Annotated in this window: 10 protein-coding genes and 1 pseudogene; 2 read left to right on the top strand and 9 right to left on the bottom strand. The window is 66.0% G+C overall.

From position 1 onward, the window contains the following. Positions 1–151: 151 nt before the first annotated feature. A complete protein-coding gene (locus AB2M62_RS04885) occupies positions 152–3,478 on the bottom strand; it encodes a TonB-dependent receptor domain-containing protein (protein WP_404338248.1) in 3,327 nt (1,108 codons plus the stop codon). Positions 3,479–3,883: 405 nt separating this feature from the next. On the opposite strand from AB2M62_RS04885, the gene AB2M62_RS04880 reads away from it, so the two are divergent. Beyond that, positions 3,884–6,799 carry a class I SAM-dependent DNA methyltransferase gene (locus AB2M62_RS04880; protein ID WP_404338247.1) on the top strand — a complete coding sequence of 972 codons (2,916 nt, stop codon included), beginning with the start codon at positions 3,884–3,886 and terminating at the stop codon, positions 6,797–6,799. A gap of 93 nt (positions 6,800–6,892) precedes the next feature. On the opposite strand, the gene AB2M62_RS04875 is transcribed toward AB2M62_RS04880, so the two are convergent. Further along, positions 6,893–7,924, bottom strand: a complete 1,032-nt coding sequence (locus tag AB2M62_RS04875; RefSeq protein ID WP_404338246.1) for a LacI family DNA-binding transcriptional regulator — start codon at positions 7,922–7,924, stop codon at positions 6,893–6,895. Positions 7,925–8,065: 141 nt separating this feature from the next. On the opposite strand from AB2M62_RS04875, the gene AB2M62_RS04870 reads away from it, so the two are divergent. After that, positions 8,066–9,415 carry a polysaccharide lyase family 1 protein gene (locus AB2M62_RS04870; RefSeq protein ID WP_404338245.1) on the top strand — a complete coding sequence of 450 codons (1,350 nt, stop codon included), beginning with the start codon at positions 8,066–8,068 and terminating at the stop codon, positions 9,413–9,415. Here the strand turns inward: AB2M62_RS04870 and AB2M62_RS04865 are convergent. The 7 genes and pseudogenes from AB2M62_RS04865 to AB2M62_RS04835 all read right to left on the bottom strand — a co-directional run bounded on the left by AB2M62_RS04865 (position 9,412) and on the right by AB2M62_RS04835 (position 17,532). Next, positions 9,412–10,962 carry a carboxylesterase/lipase family protein gene (locus AB2M62_RS04865; protein ID WP_404338244.1) on the bottom strand — a complete coding sequence of 517 codons (1,551 nt, stop codon included), beginning with the start codon at positions 10,960–10,962 and terminating at the stop codon, positions 9,412–9,414. The two genes, AB2M62_RS04870 and AB2M62_RS04865, sit on opposite strands and share 4 nt — an antisense overlap. A gap of 11 nt (positions 10,963–10,973) precedes the next feature. Further along, complete coding sequence (locus AB2M62_RS04860) at positions 10,974–11,978, bottom strand: PfkB family carbohydrate kinase (protein ID WP_404338243.1); 1,005 nt, start codon at positions 11,976–11,978, stop codon at positions 10,974–10,976. After that, complete coding sequence (gene kduD, locus AB2M62_RS04855) at positions 11,975–12,727, bottom strand: 2-dehydro-3-deoxy-D-gluconate 5-dehydrogenase KduD (protein WP_404338242.1); 753 nt, start codon at positions 12,725–12,727, stop codon at positions 11,975–11,977. Before kduD ends, AB2M62_RS04860 begins: the two co-directional genes overlap by 4 nt. Before the next feature lie 99 nt (positions 12,728–12,826). Continuing rightward, positions 12,827–13,669: a 5-dehydro-4-deoxy-D-glucuronate isomerase gene (gene kduI / locus AB2M62_RS04850; protein WP_404338241.1), complete on the bottom strand. Its 843-nt coding sequence runs from the start codon at positions 13,667–13,669 to the stop codon at positions 12,827–12,829. A 25-nt stretch (positions 13,670–13,694) separates the two neighbouring features. Continuing rightward, positions 13,695–15,143, bottom strand: coding sequence for a glucuronate isomerase (gene uxaC / locus AB2M62_RS04845; RefSeq protein ID WP_404338240.1), 1,449 nt, complete (start codon positions 15,141–15,143; stop codon positions 13,695–13,697). Positions 15,144–15,395: 252 nt separating this feature from the next. Further along, positions 15,396–16,703: pseudogene (locus AB2M62_RS04840) on the bottom strand (MFS transporter); the annotation flags it as partial. 28 nt (positions 16,704–16,731) lie between these two features. Next, on the bottom strand, positions 16,732–17,532 hold the full coding sequence (locus tag AB2M62_RS04835) for a 2-keto-4-pentenoate hydratase (protein WP_404339807.1): 801 nt from the start codon (positions 17,530–17,532) through the stop codon (positions 16,732–16,734). Positions 17,533–17,535 lie beyond the last annotated feature (3 nt).

Raw genomic sequence — 17,535 nt, 5'->3', positions numbered from 1 at the left:
CAACGATGACTGCGCGCTACTTGGCATACTCTCTAGGCATCCGGGATATCTAGTCGGAGTAATTGGCAGATCCGCACAACTCAGTGCGCGTCGCGGGTGGTTGCGGCACAAGCCTGTCCGGCCCCTCCCGTCGGAAGGGACCGGACCTGGCTCAGAAGATCACGCGAATGCCGCCCGTGACGATCCGCCCTGTGCTCGCATAGGTCTGCGTCACAGGGTTCGCGCCATACATCGTGCGATATTGCGGATCGTTGGTCAGGTTGCGCGCCTCGAGCGTCAGCTTGGCGAAATCGGTGACGTTCCAGGCGAACGCGACATCGATGTTGAGCGTGTTCTCGTTATAGCCGAAATCGGCAACCACCGGCGAATTGCACGCGGCGCCGGCGTTGGTCGTCGTACCCACCGAGCAGGTGCCGCTCGCGAGCGGGAAGCGATTGACGTAGCGGGTGCGGTACGCCCCCGATACGCGCGCCGACCACAGGCTGTTCTCGTAATAGAGCGTGGCGTTGAACGCGTCGGGCGAGGTGTTGAGGAACGGCCCGTCTGCATAGGTGTTCTGCGCGGTCGAGCTCGCGCCGGTCTGAGTGGTGTTGAGCACCGTCCCGGTCAGATAGCTCAGGTTCGAATCGATGTGGGTATAGTTGGCGGTGACGCCGAACTTGTCGAACGGCGCGGGCAGGAAATAGAAATCGGTCTGCAGGTTGACTTCGATCCCTTTGATGTCGCCGCCCGGCGCATCGGCGAACTGGCGGATCGCCCAGACCCCGCCGGCCCTTGTATAGGCCTGGAGCTGCGGGCTCGTCATCGATGCGACGACCTGGTTGTACACCGCCGGCTCGAACACGCTCGACAGCGGCGCTTCCAGCGCGATCTGCTGCGGGAAGCTGTCGATCGTCTTCTTGAACAGATTGACCGCGACCAGCCCGTTATGCGCGAAATATTTCTCGAAGCTGAGGTCGAGATTGGTCGCGCGGAACGGGCTCAGATAGGGATTGCCCACCGTCACCGCCGGGGCGGCACCCGCGGTGTTGAGCCCGCTGGCGAACGAGGTGGTGCCCGGAGTCAGCGCCGCGAGCTGTGGTCGCGACATCACCTTCGACGCGGCGAAGCGGATCAGCAGCCCGTCGGCGACCTCGTAATTGAGGTTCATCGCGGGCAGCCAGTCCCAATATTCGTTCTTCGCGGTCACCGGCAGCCCTGCGACGCCGTCCGCGCCGCCGACATTGCCCGATCCCGAGACGCTGGTATTGGCGATGCGCAGCCCGACATTGCCGCGCAGCGAACGGCCGAACAGGGTGGTATCGTAATCGACCTGGAAATAGCCCGAGAGATCGCGCTCGCCCACCGCGGCGCGCTGGCGCCCGTCGACGATCGCGCGGTAATCGCCCCATTTGTTGACGCAATTGCAGTCGATGCCGAACTGGTTGATGAACTTGGTGAGATCGGGCGCATAATAGCTGGTCGGCGTGCCCGGCGTGACGTTGAGCCCCTGGCCGAAGCCGATCGTCTGGCCCAGATCGGTGATCGCCAGCTTGGCCTCGGCCAGCGTCGGGTTGATCGCCTCGATCGACTGGTTGCGCCGCCCCTGATCGCCGGCATAATCGAACTGCTTGGCGGTAAAGCCGAACTTCAGCGCCATTTCGGGCAGCGCCTCATAAGTGAAGTTCACCCGCGCCACCTTGAACTCGTTCTCGACCGTATTGTTGAAATAGCGGATCGTCGACAGGCCCTTGACCAGCGTCCAGTTCTGCGGGTTCGCCACGTCGAAGCCGGGGTTGAACACCGGCATCTTGCCGCCGTCGCGATCGTCGAAGACATAGCCGTCGCGGTCGAGCGTGTTGAACTCGGCGAGCAGGCCATAGGCGCGGAATTCGGATTTCGACCAGCCGCCGGTGGCATCGACGAACAGCCCGTCGGCCAGGTCCTGATGGACGTTCAGCGTCACCTGCTTGAACTCGGTGGTGCCATATTGCGAGTCCGCGAAACTGCGCCAGTCGACATTGTCGAGCACCAGATAATCGGCCTGGTTGGCATCGTTGACGTGCGCCGCGCGGATCTGCGTGTTCGGCCGCCCGATCAGCTCGTTGTAGAAGCCCGTCCCGTTCGCGGTGGCGACATAGCCCGGCGAGGCGGGATTGTTGTAATAATCGAACGGATTGAGATTGTTCGGATTCTGGCTGTTGAAATAGCCCGCCAGCGGCGTCCCGCCGACCCCCGTCCCCGCCGCATCGCCATTGCAGTCGATCACCGCGCTCGGCACGCAATTGGGATAGAGCGCGACGCGATCGGCGAAATAATTGGCGTTGCCCACCGGCCGCAGCCCCGCCGAGCCGGTCTGCGCCGCGCGCGCATTGGTGCCGTTGCGGTTGAGCCCGATCGTGGTGATCCCGGTCGAATTGCTGTCCTGATCGTATTTCGAATAGACCCCGTCGAGGATGATCTCGGTCCCCGGGTTCGGCCGCCACTGCGCCGTCGCGGTGAACCCCAGCCGCTCGTAATCGAGGAACTGGCGCCCGACCGAGGGCAGCGTCGGGATGATCGTCGTCGGCCCGACCAGCGCATAGGCCGCCGGATCGGAGCCGAAGGTCGCGCCCGTGCCCCCCGGCCGCGCAAAGCCATAGGTCGGCGGCGTGACGCCCAGCAGCTGCGAATTGCGATAGGCATATTCGAACGCGCCGATCCCGCGCTTGTACGAATCGATCTGCTGTTCCTGCTTCTGATACGCCCCCGAGACCAGCACCCCGAACGTATCGGTGAGCTTGACCGAGGCGAGCCCGGTGAAGCGCGGGTTCCAGCTCTTGCCGTTCTCGCGATATTCGCCCTCGGCGCCCAGCGCGAAGCGATTGCCCTTGTTGGCGAGCGGGCGCCCGGTGGTGAGATCGATGATCGCGCCCAGCGACCCCTCGTCATTCTCCGCCGCGGTCGATTTGGTCACCTTGATCCCGCCGAACAGTTCGGAGGCGAAGGTGTTGAAGTCGAACCCGCGCGAGCGATTGGCGCCGGCATCGGACTGGTTGCCGCCCGCGACATTCTGCGCATCGGCGCCGTTGAGGCGCACCGCCTGGAAATCGCCGCCCAGCCCGCGCACCGTGATCGTGCGGCCCTCGCCATTGTCGCGATCGATCGACACGCCCGGCAGCCGCTGGATCAATTCGGCCAGATTGGCGTCGGGAAACTCGGCGATGTCCTCCGCCGTGATCGCGTCGACGATCTGGTTCGAGTTGCGCTTGATGTTGAGCGAGTTCTGCAGCGAGGCGCGGAAACCGGTGACAACGATATCGTCGTTCGTGCCGGACTGCGGCGCCCCCGCCTGCGGTTCGGCATCCTGCGGCGCCGGCGGCACGGCGGCATCGTCGGCGGCCGCCGCCGCGACGCCGGGCAGCGTCTGCGCGTGCGCCGGCGTCAGCAGCAGCGCCAGGCCGAGTGCGCCGAGCGCCGAGGTGGCGCGCAGCGCGGCGAGCGAATTCTTCTGCAACATCAAGGTCCTCCCCCAAGCCCATGGCATCTGCAAGGCGAAGAAGGCGCACGCCGGAGGATCAGGGGATATAGCGAACCGGCGCGAAAAAGCAGCAACAGCCGCCCGCGAAGCCCCTCCCCCAACGCCCTTATGCGGATCGTATCGTCCGCTTGGCGCGCGCGCTTTCACGCGCTTGTTGCCCGCCATCATTCCGCTGAGTCGCGCTTATGTCAACCGGTGTCATAAGCGGCGAAGTCCGGTTTGTTGCACGCTGGGGCAAAGGCGCAACGCCCAGACTGCGCGTCACGTCAGCACCGCCGGCGGCACGCACGCGCCAGCGTTCAACCCGATTGCCCTGCCGGATGGAGCAGCTACTAAGGTTCAGGGGAAGCTCGGTTCATCGCCCCAGAAGGACTGTCGGGCCGCATGACACCGCATGAATTCCTGAAAAAATGGCGCAATGTCGAATTGAAGGAGCGTTCTGCCTCGCAGAGCCATTTCAACGATTTGTGCGCGCTCCTTGGCATCGACGATCCGGTCTCGGCCGACCCGAAAGGCGAATGGTTCACGTTCGAAAAGGGCGCCAACAAGACGAGCGGCGGCAATGGCTGGGCCGATGTGTGGCGGCGCGAATGCTTCGGCTGGGAATATAAGGGCCGTCACGCCAATCTCGACAAGGCGTACAGCCAGCTCCTCCAATATTCGGTGGCGCTCGAAAACCCGCCGCTGCTGATCACTTCGGACATGAACCGGATCGTGATCCGCACCAACTGGACCAACAGCGTCCAGGAAACCCACGAGATCGCGCTGGAAGACCTGACCGATGGCGCAGTGCGCGATCGGCTCAAGGCGGCGTTCCTCGAACCCGAACAGTTCAAGCCGGCCAAGTCGCGCCAGGAACTGACCGAGGAAACTGCGCGCGCATTCGTGGCCATCGCCCAGCGGCTGCGCGACCGCGGGCACGAGCCGCATCGCGTAGCCCATTTCGTAAACCAGCTCGTCTTCTGCATGTTCGCCGAGGATGTCGGGCTGCTTCCCGATCATCTGTTCACCAAGATGCTGAGCGCCAGCAAGGCGCGGCCCGAACGGTTCGAAGGCAATGCCGCCAAGCTGTTCGGCGCGATGGCGACCGGCGGCGACATCGATTTCACCCCGATCGACTGGTTCAACGGCGGGCTGTTTACCGACAACAGCGTGCTCCCGGTCGACGGCGAGGATATCGACCAGCTGCTCGCCGCCGCCCGGCGCGACTGGTCGCAGATCGACCCATCGATCCTGGGCACGCTGTTCGAACGCGGGCTGGACCCCGCCAAGCGCAGCCAGCTTGGCGCGCATTACACCGATCGTGACAAGATCATGATGATCGTCAGCCCGGTGATCATCGAGCCTCTGGAAGCCGAATGGGCCGCGGTCCGCGAAAAAATCGCGCTTGCTATGGCCAAAGTGGCTGAAGCCAAGGCTCGTGTTCCAAAAACACAAAGCGAAGCCCGCAAGGTCTTTGCCGCAGCACGGCGTGCCGAGGAGGTAGCCTACCGCGAAGCGGAGAGGCTGCGGAACGCTTTTCTTGTTCGATTGAAGGAGTTCCGCGTCCTTGATCCAGCCTGTGGGTCGGGCAACTTCCTCTATGTTGCTCTCAAGGCACTCAAGGACATTGAGCATCGGGTAAACATCGATGCTGAGACGCTAGGCCTCGACAAGGCAGTCCCCGCTCTCGGACCGGAGAACGTGCTGGGAATCGAGCTCAATCCCTATGCGGCCGAACTGGCGCGGGTGAGCGTGTGGATCGGCGAGATCCAGTGGATGCGCCGCAACGGATTCCCTGCCGCTACTAATCCCGTCCTGCGCCCGCTGGATACGATCGAGTGCCGGGATGCTGTGCTGAACGCGGATGGCACGCGGGCGGAATGGCCCGCGGCGGACGTGGTGGTGGGGAACCCGCCTTTCTTAGGCAACAAGAAGATGATCGGCGAGCTTGGCGAGGATTACACCCTCGCCTTGCGCAAGGCTTGGCCGGGAGTGCCCGGCGGTGTCGATCTCGTTTGCTACTGGTTCGCGATGGCGTGGTCTATGATGACCGATGGGCGTTTGCGGCGCGCGGGATTGGTGTCGACCAACTCGATCAGGGGCGGCTCGAACCGAGAGGTGTTGAAGCCGATCGTCGATCATGGACGGATTTTCGAGGCGTGGAGCGACGTAGGGTGGACCGTCGATGGTGCAGCGGTGCGGGTATCGCTGGTTTGTTTCGAGCGAGATGGACACGAGAGCAGTCGCTTGGACGGCGCACGCACTGAAGTTATCAACGCTGACCTGTCCGCCCGAAACGGCGGTGGCGATCTGACGCAAGCAAAGCGACTTCGGGAAAACCGGAGCTTTGCCTTCCAAGGCCCTGTCAAGGTGGGACCGTTTGACGTCGAAGGTCAAATCGCGCGCGCTTGGCTTTTGAACCCGTTGAACCCAAACGGTCGCGGTAACGGCGAAATCGTGTTTCCACTGATAAACGGCAGCGACATCGCTCGCAGGAAGTCGGATCGCTGGATTATAAACTTTGGTGAGCGGTCTCAAGCTGAAGCGGCCTTGTATGAAGCTCCATTCGAGCACATCCGGAAAACGGTCAAACCAATGCGCGATCAGAACAATGATGATTGGCGCCGGACTCATTGGTGGCGGCTTGGCCGCTCTGGAAGCGATCTCATGATCGCCACCGCCAACAGAGAGCGGATTATTCTGACACCCCGCGTGGCGAAGTTTCGCTCGTTCATATGGGCCGCTCCATCGACATTACCTGATTCTGCGGTGGTTGCCATCGCCCGCGACGACGACACCAGCTTCGGCATCCTCCACTCGCGCTTCCACGAACTCTGGTCGCTGCGCATGGGCACGTTCCTCGGCGTTGGCAATGATCCCCGCTACACCCCCTCGACCACCTTCGAAACCTTCCCCTTTCCCGAGGGCATGACCCCCGACGTCCCCGCCGCAGCCTATGCCGACGATCCCCACGCCCAGGAGATCGCTGCTGCCGCCGCGCGGCTGAACGAGCTGCGCGAGAACTGGCTCAACCCCGCCGATCTGGTGGTGCGCGAGCCCGAGGTGGTGCCCGGCTATCCCGATCGCATCCTGCCCAAGGACGAGGCGGCGGCGAAGGAGCTGAAGAAGCGCACGCTCACCAATCTCTACAATGCCCGCCCGCAATGGCTGACGAACGCGCACGCCGCGCTCGATGTGGCGGTGGCCGATGCTTATGGCTGGGGCGAGGATTGGCGCGCCGGGCTGCTGGACGAGGACGAGATCCTCACCCGTTTGTTCGCGCTCAACCAGGCACGGTCTGCGGGCCAAAAGCCTTGATGCGGCCTGTCACCCATGCCCGATGATCAGACCGAGGGGGGACGGCGCTGGGCGAACGGCACGGCGGTATAGTATCACCACCGGCACCCTCCTCTACCCCTCGCGCGGCGGGGCTACCGAGGCGCGGTGGATCAGCGTCGAGGGGAATAGCGACGGCTCCTCCACGCCCTGGTCGTCGCCGAAGAACTCGGCGAGCAGCTTGAGCGCGGCGGAGCGGCCCATCGAGATGATCGGCCAGTGCACCGTCGTCAGCGGCGGCCAGATGTGCGATGCGATCGCGGTGTCATCGAAGCCGATGATCGACAGGTCCTCGGGGATGCTCATCCCCCGGCGCCGCGCGGCGTGCATCGCGGCGGCGGCCATCTCGTCGTTCGAGGCGAAGATCGCAGTGGGGCGCGGCGACAGGTCGAGCAGCCGGTCCGCGGCGGCGAGGCCGCTCTCGAAGGTGTAGGTGCCGTCGGCGATCAGGCTGCGCGGCAGCTTGATGTCGGCGGCGGCCAGCGCGGCCTCGAAGCCCTTGCGGCGCTCACGCGCCGAGCGGAAGCCGTGCGGCCCGGCGATCAGCCCGATCCGGCGATGGCCCAGCGCGATGAGGTGGTTCACTGCCTCGGTGACGACGTCGCTGTCGTTCGAGGCGACCATGTGCTCGGGCGTGTCGAGCATCGTCGATCCCATGCGGACATAGCGGATGCCGAGCTCGCGGCAGAGATCGGCGAGCTGCTCGTTCTCCGAAACCGGCGGCAGGATCAGCACGCCGTAGAGCCGCTGGCGCTCGAGGAAATTGCGGACGTCGGCGATCATCGTCGACGAGCCGCGGTCGATCGGGCGGACGATCAGCTCGAATTCGGTGTCGCGGATCGATTCGAGGATGCCCGCCTGGACGTTCATCACCATCTGCGCGTTGGGATTGTCGTGGATCAGCCCGAGCAGGAAATTGCGGCGCAGCGCCAGCGCGCGCGCCTGGACATTGGGGACATAGCCGAGATCGGCGATGACCTTTTCCACCCGTGCGCGCGTGTCGGCGTTGAGCAGCGGCGATCGGTTGATCACGCGGCTGACGGTCTTTTTGGAAACGCCGGAAAGCCGGGCGACATCGTTGATGGTGGGCTTGCCCGTGCTCTGCATCGCGCGACGCTAGTCTGGCCTGCGGGACAACGCAAACGGCGCTATCGGGACAGGTGCCGCGGCGCTTGCAGGTGCGCGGGGTTGGACGCTACACCCCTTGGTAACCGGTGGCATAGCCGGAGTCGTCAGGAGAGGTCTGCCATGAAGTCGCTGTCGTTCGCCCTGCTGCTTGCCTGTGTCGCGATGCCCGCGGCGGCGCAGACCGCCTTTCCCGGCGCCGTCGGCCCGGCGGCGCAGACCGCGGGCGGGCGCGGCGGGCAGATCGTGCGGGTGACGACGCTCGACGCCGATGGCCCGGGCTCGCTCAAGGCGGCGCTGGAGACCAAGGGGCCGCGGATCGTGGTGTTCGAAGTCGGCGGGGTGATCGATCTCAAGCGCTCGGTGCTCGAGATCAAGGAGCCGTTCCTGACGATCGCCGGGCAGACCGCGCCGTCGCCCGGGATCACGATCATCCGCGGCGGCATCGATTTGAAGACGCATGACGTGATCATCCGCCACATCCGGGTGCGCACCGGGGCGGATGGCCAGCCCAAGCGCAGCGGGTGGGAGGCGGACGCCTTTTCCACGGTGGCGGCGCACGACGTGATCCTCGATCACAACAGTTTTAGCTGGGCAGTGGACGAGAACATGTCGGCCTCGGGTCCGCGCTTCGAGGGCGGGCCGAGCGTGGCGGACTGGCGCAAGCACACCAGCTACAACGTCACTTTCTCGAACAATCTGGCGGCCGAGGGGCTTGCCGATGCCAGCCATCCCAAGGGCGAGCATTCGAAGGGCTCGCTGGTGCATGACAATACGACGGGGATCGTCTTCTATCGCAATATCTGGGCGCACAATGTCGAGCGGCATCCGCTGGTCAAGGGCGGCGCGCAGGTGCTGATGGTCAACAACCTGATCTACAATCCCAAACATCGCGCGGTACACTATAATTTGATGGCGCTCGAATGGGCCGGCCACCCCTATGTCACAGGGGAAATCACAGCAATCGGCAATGTCATGCGCGCCGGCAACGACACCGATCCGGGCCTGCCCTTCCTGATGCTGGGGGGCGATGGCGATCTGCGCTATTATGGGCGCGACAATCGCGCAGTCGATCGCCACGGCAACCCGCTGCCGCCGTTCGGCCGCTATGGCGAGACCAAGGCGCGGCTGATCGAGGCGGCCAAGCCACTGGCGCCGACCACCGGCATGACCGTGCTGCCCTCGGGCGAGGTCGAGACCAGCGTGCTCGCCAGCGCGGGCGCCCGCCCCTGGGACCGCGACGCCGACGACATTCGCGTGCTGTTCTTCGTCGCGGAGGGTCGCGGCGACATCATCGACGACGAGAACCAGGTCAGCGCCTATCCGGCGTTCAAGCCGACCCGCGCCAGGTTCGTCGAGGGCGAATGGGACCTCGCGACGATGGAGCCGAAATCGGGCCGCTATCCGGGGCAGACCGGGCCGGTGCAGGAGAAACTGAGCCCGCGCGATGCTGCGATGCGCAGCGGCAACTAGCTGCCGGGCTGGATATAGGGGACGCGGGCGAAGAGCTCGCGTTCCCAGCGGCGCGGATCGTTGCGCGCGGCGGACTGAACGTCGAAGACCATCGTGGCGCGATCGGGCAGGGTATAGGTCGGCCAGGCGAGCCCCTTCACGACCGGGCTGCCGGTCCGCGCGAGCGAGGCAAACGCCGCCATCATCTGGCGGCTGAGCCGCTGCGCATCGGGGCCGGTGCCGGTGAACGAACCCGCAGCGTCGAGCGTGCCGAAGGCGAGCGCGATGTCCATCGTGTGCGGAGCGCCGCGCTCGGGCCTGGTCGGCGACTGGAAGTCGACCTGATAGACCCAGGTCGATGTCGTCCCCGCCGCCGCGCGCGCGTCCGCCTCGATCACCTGGCCCGGCCAGCTCCGCCCGGCGGTGGTCGCGCGGTAGAAGATCTGCTCGGGCGTGTCGGCGGGGAAGTGCGCGCGATATTCGGCGACGACCCATTCGGGCAGGAGGTCCATGCGCAGCTCGGGCGCCATCCGCGCGGCGAGATTGTCCCAGTTGAGCCCGCGCACCTTCTCCGAAGCGGGATCGATGAACGCCCGCGTCTCGTCGCGCGTGTTGCCGAGGATCATCGGCACGGCGTTCGACTGCGGATTGGCGTCGGGCCAGAACGGGTGGCGGACCAGCCATTTCATGTCGAGCACCGGGCCGAAATAGACGCCGCCGCCGAGGATCGGATCGGTCGTATCGAGCGCCTCGACCAGCTTCTCCACCGGCACGGCGAACAGCGCGGTCAGCTCGTCCTCGCGCACCCCCAGCCCGGCGAGATAGGCCTGCGCCCGCCGCGTCGCGTTGAGCGGGCCAGAGGCAGTGACCTGCTGGCCGCTCATCGTCGCCGCCGCGTGAAACAGCCCCTGCGCCGCGGGCATCCCCATCAACGTCGCGATCTTGGCGCCGCCGCCCGACTGGCCGAACACCATCACACGCGACGGATCGCCGCCGAACGCGGCAATATTGTCGCGCACCCAACGCAGCGCAAGGATCAGGTCGAGCTGGCCGAGATTGCCGCTGTCGGGAAAGCGCGGATCGAGCCGGGCGAGGTAGAGATAGCCGAGCGCATTCAAGCGATGGTTGACCGTCACCACCACCACGTCCTCGGCGGCGGCGAGCCGGGCGCCGTCGTTGAGCGGATCGGTGACGCTGCCGTTCGAATAGGCGCCGCCGTGAATGTAGAGCATCACCGGCCGCCGTGCCCGGTCCGCGCCGGGCGTCCAGACGTTGAGGTACAGGCACTCCTCCGCCTGCGGCCGATACGACCCGCGCTGCGGACAGCTCGGGCCAAAATTATGCGCCGGCCGCAGCACGCCCGGCATCGCGATCGGTTCCGGCGCGCGGAAGCGCGGGGCGCGGCCATATTGGATGCCGAGGAACCGCTGGACGCCGCCTTCCGCATCGCCTTCGAAATCGCCGGCAGCGGTGCCGACGCGAGGTGCCGGCGCAAGCCGCGCGGCGGCAGGCAGGCTGGCGAGCGCCAGCCCCGCACCCAGCACGGCGCGCCGGCCCAGCTCAGCCATACCGGACGCCGCTAACGGCGGACATCGAGCCCGCCCTCGTCGAAGGCGGCAAGATCGGCGCGCGTGAACAGGCTCGCATCGCCGGGTAAAGAATGTTTGAGCGCCGTAAGCGCGAGGCCCGCCCGCGCCGCAGCCGCGGGATCGCCGCCGTCGAGCAGCGCGTGCAGCACGCCGGCGGCAAAGGCATCGCCAGCGCCGATCCGGTCGACGATCCCGGCAACCAGCACTTCGTCGGTCTGATAGCCGCGATCGCGCGCATCGATCCGCGCGGCGATACGGTGGCTGTCGGCGTCGACGACATGGCGCGCGGTCGAGGCGATCAGCTGGAGCTTGGGAAAGGCCTCGAACGCCGCCTCGGCGGCCTCGCGGCGCCGATCGGGGCCGTCGCCCGAAAAGGGTTTGCCGAGCAGCAGCGCAACGTCGCGATGATTGCCGAACAGGATGTCGGCATGCGCGATCAGCTGGCTGAGCACGCCGCGCGGATCGCTGTCCCAGGCCTCCCACAGCTTGGCGCGATAATTGCCATCGAACGATACCGGGATGCCGCGGGCACCCGCAGCCTCGGCAGCGGCGATCGCCGCGGCGGCGGTATTCGCACCGAGCGCCGGGGTGATGCCGGAGAGATGGAGGCGGGTGGCGCCGTCGAGCGCGGCCTCCCAATCCCAGGCTTCGGCCGGGCGATCGGCGAACACCGAATGGGCGCGATCATAGACGACTTCCGACGCGCGCAGACCAGCGCCCGGGGTGAGGAAATACAGGCCGACCCGGCCGGGTTCCTGCGCGATCTGCGCGGTATCGACGCCGCGGCGACGCAGTTCGCCCACGATCGCGCCGCCCAGCGGATTGTCGGCGACCGCGCTCACCATGCGCACCTTGTGGCCCAGGCAGGCGAGCCCGGTCGCGACATTAGCCTCGGCACCGCCGACATTGACTTCGAACTTGCTGGTCTGGAGCAGCAGTTCGCGGCCCGGCGGCGACAGCCTGAGCATCACTTCGCCGAAGAATGCGATCGTCATCGCGCGAGCCAGCCGCCGTCGACCGCCAGGATATGCCCCTGGACATAGTCGGCCGCGCTCGAGGCGAGGAACACCGCGGCACCGCCCAGGTCTTCGGGACCGCCCCAGCGGCCCGCAGGGATCCGCTCCATGATCTGGCGGTTGCGCGTCTCGTCGGCCTGGAGCGCGGCGGTGTTGTTGGTGGCGATATAGCCTGGCGCGATCGCGTTGACGTTGATTCCCTTGGCCGCCCATTCATTGGCGAGCAGCTTGGTGAGCCCGCCAATTCCGGACTTGGACGCGGTGTAGCTCGGCACGCGGATGCCGCCCTGGAAGGTCAGCATCGAAGCGATGTTGATGATCTTGCCGCCGCCGCGGTTCACCATGTGGCGCGCCGCAGCCTGGCACAGGAAGAATACCGATTTGAGGTTGGTATCGATCACCGCGTCCCAATCCTCTTCGGTGAAGTCGAGGCTGTCGTTGCGGCGGATGATCCCGGCATTGTTGACCAGGATATCGATCGTCCCCAGCTTATCCACAGCTTCGTCCACAATCCTGCCCACAGGCTCGATCGTCGACAAATCGGCCGAGATGATCTCCGCCTTGCGCCCGAGGGCCCGCGCCCTCTCGACGGTTTCGGTGGCGGCGCTGCGGCCGACTGCGGCGATGTCCGCGCCCGCCGCGGCAAGCGCCAGCGCGATGCCCTGGCCGATGCCAGTGTTGGCGCCTGTGATAACGGCGACCTTGCCGCTCAAATCGAAGGGATTCATGCTAACCTCGTCATTCCCGCGAAAGCGGGAACCCAGCTCCCGCCGTCGCACCAAATTCGTCCCGCAGGAGATGGGCCCCCGCTTTCGCGGGGGTGACGATTATTGGAGCTGGCAGATGTCCAGCACGTTCATGTCGGTATAGTCCTGGTTCTCGCCAGCCATCGCCCAGATGAACGCATAGGCCTTGGTGCCCGCGCCCATATGGATCGACCAGGGCGGCGAGATCACCGCTTCCTCGTTCGCCATCACGATGTGCCGGGTGGCCTCGCCCTCGCCCATATAATGGAAGACGCGGTCCTTCTCGAGATCGTCGAGCTCGAAATACAGATAGATCTCGCTGCGGCGCTCATGGATGTGGGGCGGCATCGTGTTCCAGACCGAGCCGGACTTGAGCACGGTCAGGCCCATCACCAGCTGCGCGCTATCGCAGATGCCGGGAATGACGAGCTGGTAGATCGAGCGCTCGTTCAATTCCTCCAGCGTGCCGCGATCGAGCCGGTTGGCGTCGGCGATGCCGAGCTTGCGGGTCTGGAAGCCCTTATGCGCCGGGCACGAGACCAGATAGAAGCGCGCGCCGTCGCCCGAAAAGGCCACGTCCTTCGCCCCCATCGTCACATAGAGGCAGTCCTTGTTGCCCAGCGTGAAGCTTTCGCCGTCGACAGTCACGGTGCCTTCGACGCCGCTGATGTTGACCACCGCAAGCTCACGACGCTCGAGGAACGGGTGCCCCGCCGCCGACGCGGGCTCGGTCTGAGCCGGCAGCGCAACCGATCCGCTGGCAACGGCGACGCCGCCGATCACCATGCGATCGGCATGGGTGTAGTTGAGCACGACCTCGCCATCGCGGAACAGATCCGTGATCAGATAGCGATCGCGCAGTTCCTCGTTGGAGACGCACTCCATCATGTCGGGGTGCGTGGCGTAATAGGTGCGGTCGAACATCGGGTTTCCCTTTTTGGTTTGAAGGCTAGGCAGCGGCGGCGACGGGCGCCGGCGCTTGGGTGTCGAGCTTATAGGCCTTGCGGACCAGGCCGTTGGTGAGTTCGTGCGCGAGCTCGGCGGCTTCCCAGTCGAGCAGGCGGCCTTCGGCGACGAGGCGCGCGAGGAAGCTGCAATCGACGCGCCGGGCAACATCGTGCCGCGCGGGGATCGACAGGAAGGCGCGGGTATCGTCGTTGAAGCCGACGGTGTTGTAGAAGCCCGCCGTCTCGGTGGTCATCTCGCGGAAGCGGCGCATGCCCTCCGGGCTGTCATGGAACCACCAGGCCGGGCCCAGCTTGAGGCACGGATAGTGGCCGGCGAGCGGGGCAAGCTCGCGCGCATAGCTCGTCTCGTCGAGCGTGAAGAGGATGATCGAGAGATCGGTGCTTGTGCCGAAGCGGTCGAGCAGCGGTTTCAGCGCGTGGACATAATCGGTGCGCGTCGGGATGTCGGCGCCCTTGTCGCGGCCATGGCTGGCAAACAACCCGCCATTGTGGTTGCGGAAGCTGCCCGGATGGATCTGCATCACCATCCCGTCCTCGACGCTCATCGCCGCCATTTCGGTGAGCATCTGCGCGCGGAACAGCTCGGCATCCTGCGGGGTCCAGCTGTCCGACAGGATCGTGCGGAACAGCCGCTCGGCTTCGTCGGGCGCGAGATTGGCGGTCGCCGCCGTGGCGTGGCCGTGATCGGTCGCGGTGGCGCCCGCGGCGCGGAAATCGGCGCGGCGCTTGCGGTGCGCGGCGAGATAGCCGTCCCACGACCAGACATCCTCGCCGGTCTTCTCGGCGAAGATCTTCATCGCGCCGGCGAACTGCTCGTGCTCGACGTCGATCACTGCATCGGGGCGATAGGTGGTGACCACTCTGCCCTGCCACCCCGATTCCCGGATCGCGTGGTGCGGCGACAGATCGTCCTGCGGCCCCTCGGTGGTGGCGAGGAAGGCGATGTCGAAGCGATCGAACAGCGCGCGGGGGCGGAACGCGTCGCTGGCGAGCTTCTCGTTGATCGTGTCGTAATAGAGATCGGCAGTGGTGCCATCGAGCGCGACCTCGAAGCCGAACACGTCACCAAAGACATGGCCGAGCCACATCGCCGAGGGTGTGCCGCGGAACAGATGCACGTTCTGGGCGAAGGTCCGCCACGCCGTGCGCGGATCGGTGCCCGGCATGCCCGCCTTGCTGGGTACGCAAAGATCGTCGAGCGCGATGCCCTGCGAATAGAGCATGCGATAGATATAATGATCGGGCGAGAGCAGCAGCTCGGTGGCGTTCGACCAATGGGCGTTGGTCGAGAACCAGGTCGGATCGGTGTGCCCGTGCGGGCTGACGATCGGCAGTCCGGCGACTTGCGCATAGAGCGCGCGGGCGATTTCGCGGGTGCGCTCCTCTGCAGGCAGGAGCCGGTCGGGATCGAGTTTCAGGGGCTTGGTCATGCCAGGATTCCCTTATGCCGTGCGACTGGTGTCACGCCGCAGCGTGTTGACCACGATCGCGAGGATCGCAACCGCCGCGCACGCCGCAAGCATCGAATAATAGCTGCCCGGTGCGAAACACGGGGTCGTCGGCCCCATCCACACCGGCACGCAGCCCGCGACGTTCTTGCCCGAGACCAGGAAGATCAGCACCCCGACCAGCCCGGCGAGCACCGCGACGAGCACCGCCCAGGGCGTCGTCCGCCGGAAGCTCTCCACCCGCGCGAGCCGTGGCGACAGCAGATGCACCGACAGCACCGCGAGGAAATACGCCCCGCCCGCGGCAATGAACATCGGCGCATAGCTGCCGACGCGGTCGAGGATGTCGCCCGAATATTTGGAGAACAGCGCGCCGCCGATCGCGCCGAGCGTGCCGCCGATGCCGATCACTGCGCCCACGGCGAAGCGCGGGAAGGTGTCCGAGGGCAAGGTGTAGAGGTTGGCCGAGAAGCCCTGATGCGCCGCTGCGGCGATGCCGATGATCAGCACGCTTGCCCACAGATTGGGCACCGAGGTGGCGAACACCACCGGCAGCACGAAGAAGGCGCAGATCAGCATGGTCAGCTTGCGCGCCTTGTTGACGCTCATGCCGCTCTTCATCAGCCGGCCCGACAGCCAGCCGCCGGCGACGCTGCCCGCGTCCGAGATCAGATAGATGCCGCCCAAGGCCAGCGCCGCCTCGGGCGTCGACCAGGTCTTGAGGTCGAGGCCGTATTGCGCGCCGAGATAGCCGGGCAGCCAGAACAGATAGAACCACCAGATCGGATCGATGAAGAACTTGCCCAGCGCGAACGCCCAGGTCTCGCGCTGGGCGAGCAGGCGCAGCCACAGGCCCGGCGTCTTCACTTCGGGATCGGCGGGATCCTGGGTGATATGGGCAAGCTCGGCGGCGCCGACGCGCGCATGCTTGGCGGGATTGTCGCGGTACATCGCCAGCCAGGCGACCAGCCAGAGGATGCCGAAGATGCCGGTGACGATGAAGGTCATCCGCCAGCCGATGACCGGCACCAGCGCGAAGCAAAGCAGCGGCGCCGCGATCGCGCCGACATTGGCGCCGGCGTTGAAGATGCCGACGGCGAAGGCGCGTTCCTTTTGCGGGAACCAGGTCGTCACCGATTTCACGCCGGCGGGGAAGTTGCCCAATTCGCCGATCCCCAGCGAAAAGCGTGCAAGCGCGAACTGGGTGACGCTGTACGCGCCGCCATGCGCGACGTGCGCGATCGTCCAGATCACCACCGCCGCGGCATAGCCGAGCCGCGCACCGATCGCGTCGACCACCTTGCCGAAGCCGAGATAGCCGATCGCATAGGCCACCTGGAACCACACGACGATGTCGGCATAGGTGCGCTCGTCGAGCCCGAGCGCGGGATCGTCCATCATCGTGGGCTTGAGCAGCCCGATCATCTGGCGATCGATATAGTTGATCGCAGTGGCCGCGAACAACAGCGCGCAGATCGTCCAGCGATAGCGCCCCACCCGCGCCGCTGCGCCCGAGATTGCAGCCTCCCCGATACTCGCCATCAAACGCTCTCCCGTATTGGTTTCCGGATCAGCCCTGGCGTTTGCCGCCTATGGAGCACTGAACCCGCATCGTATCGCCGAATTTCGCCTCGATCGCCGCGCCGGGGCGCACCTGATGTACCCCGGTTACCGCGCCGGTCGATACCCATTGGCCCGACGCCAGCGGCAGCCCGCGCGCGGCAGCAAGCTCGAACAGGAAGCGCACCGCGCCGAACGGCCCGTCGAGCATCGCCCGCGCCGTCGCCGCGCCGGCGACCGCGCCGTCGATCGTCAGCGACACCGGCCAGTCGGCAAAGTCGGCGCCCGGATCGATCGGCGCGCCGATCACCAGCCCGTTATTGTTGCCGAAATCGGAGATCGTCACCGCGGGGCCGTGTTCGTTGATCCCCTGGAAAGGCGAGCTGGCGACTTCGATGCCGATACGGATATCGTCGACGAAGCGCGCGGCTTCCTCGTTGGTCCAGGCGCGATCGAACCGGTCGGGCAGGCTGCCGAGGCGCAGCAGATATTCGGCCTCCGCCGCGCCGAAGCCGTCGGTGAAGATCGGCATCTCGGGGATCTCCCCACCCGGCGCCTCGACGACGCTGCCCGCGAAGATCGGCCCGGCCAGACGGTTCACGCCGTAGCGCTCGACCAGCGGATCGGGGATGCGCCCGACCTTCCAGCCGGCGATGCGCCCGCCGAACAGCCGGATCGCGCGCTCCTGGATCGCATAGGCCTCGTCGAGCGATTGCGGCTGCGTGCCGGGATAGTCGGCCAGCCCGGCACCGCTCTGGCGCGCGTCGACAAATGCCTGCGCGATTGCGTCCGCGGCACGTCCGGCGTTGATCAA

This window comes from Sphingomonas sp. MMS12-HWE2-04 (genome assembly GCF_044881185.1).
GTDB lineage: Bacteria > Pseudomonadota > Alphaproteobacteria > Sphingomonadales > Sphingomonadaceae > Sphingomonas.
Note: the sequence above shows the minus strand (reverse complement) of the source record. Positions and strands in the feature narration are given on the sequence as shown.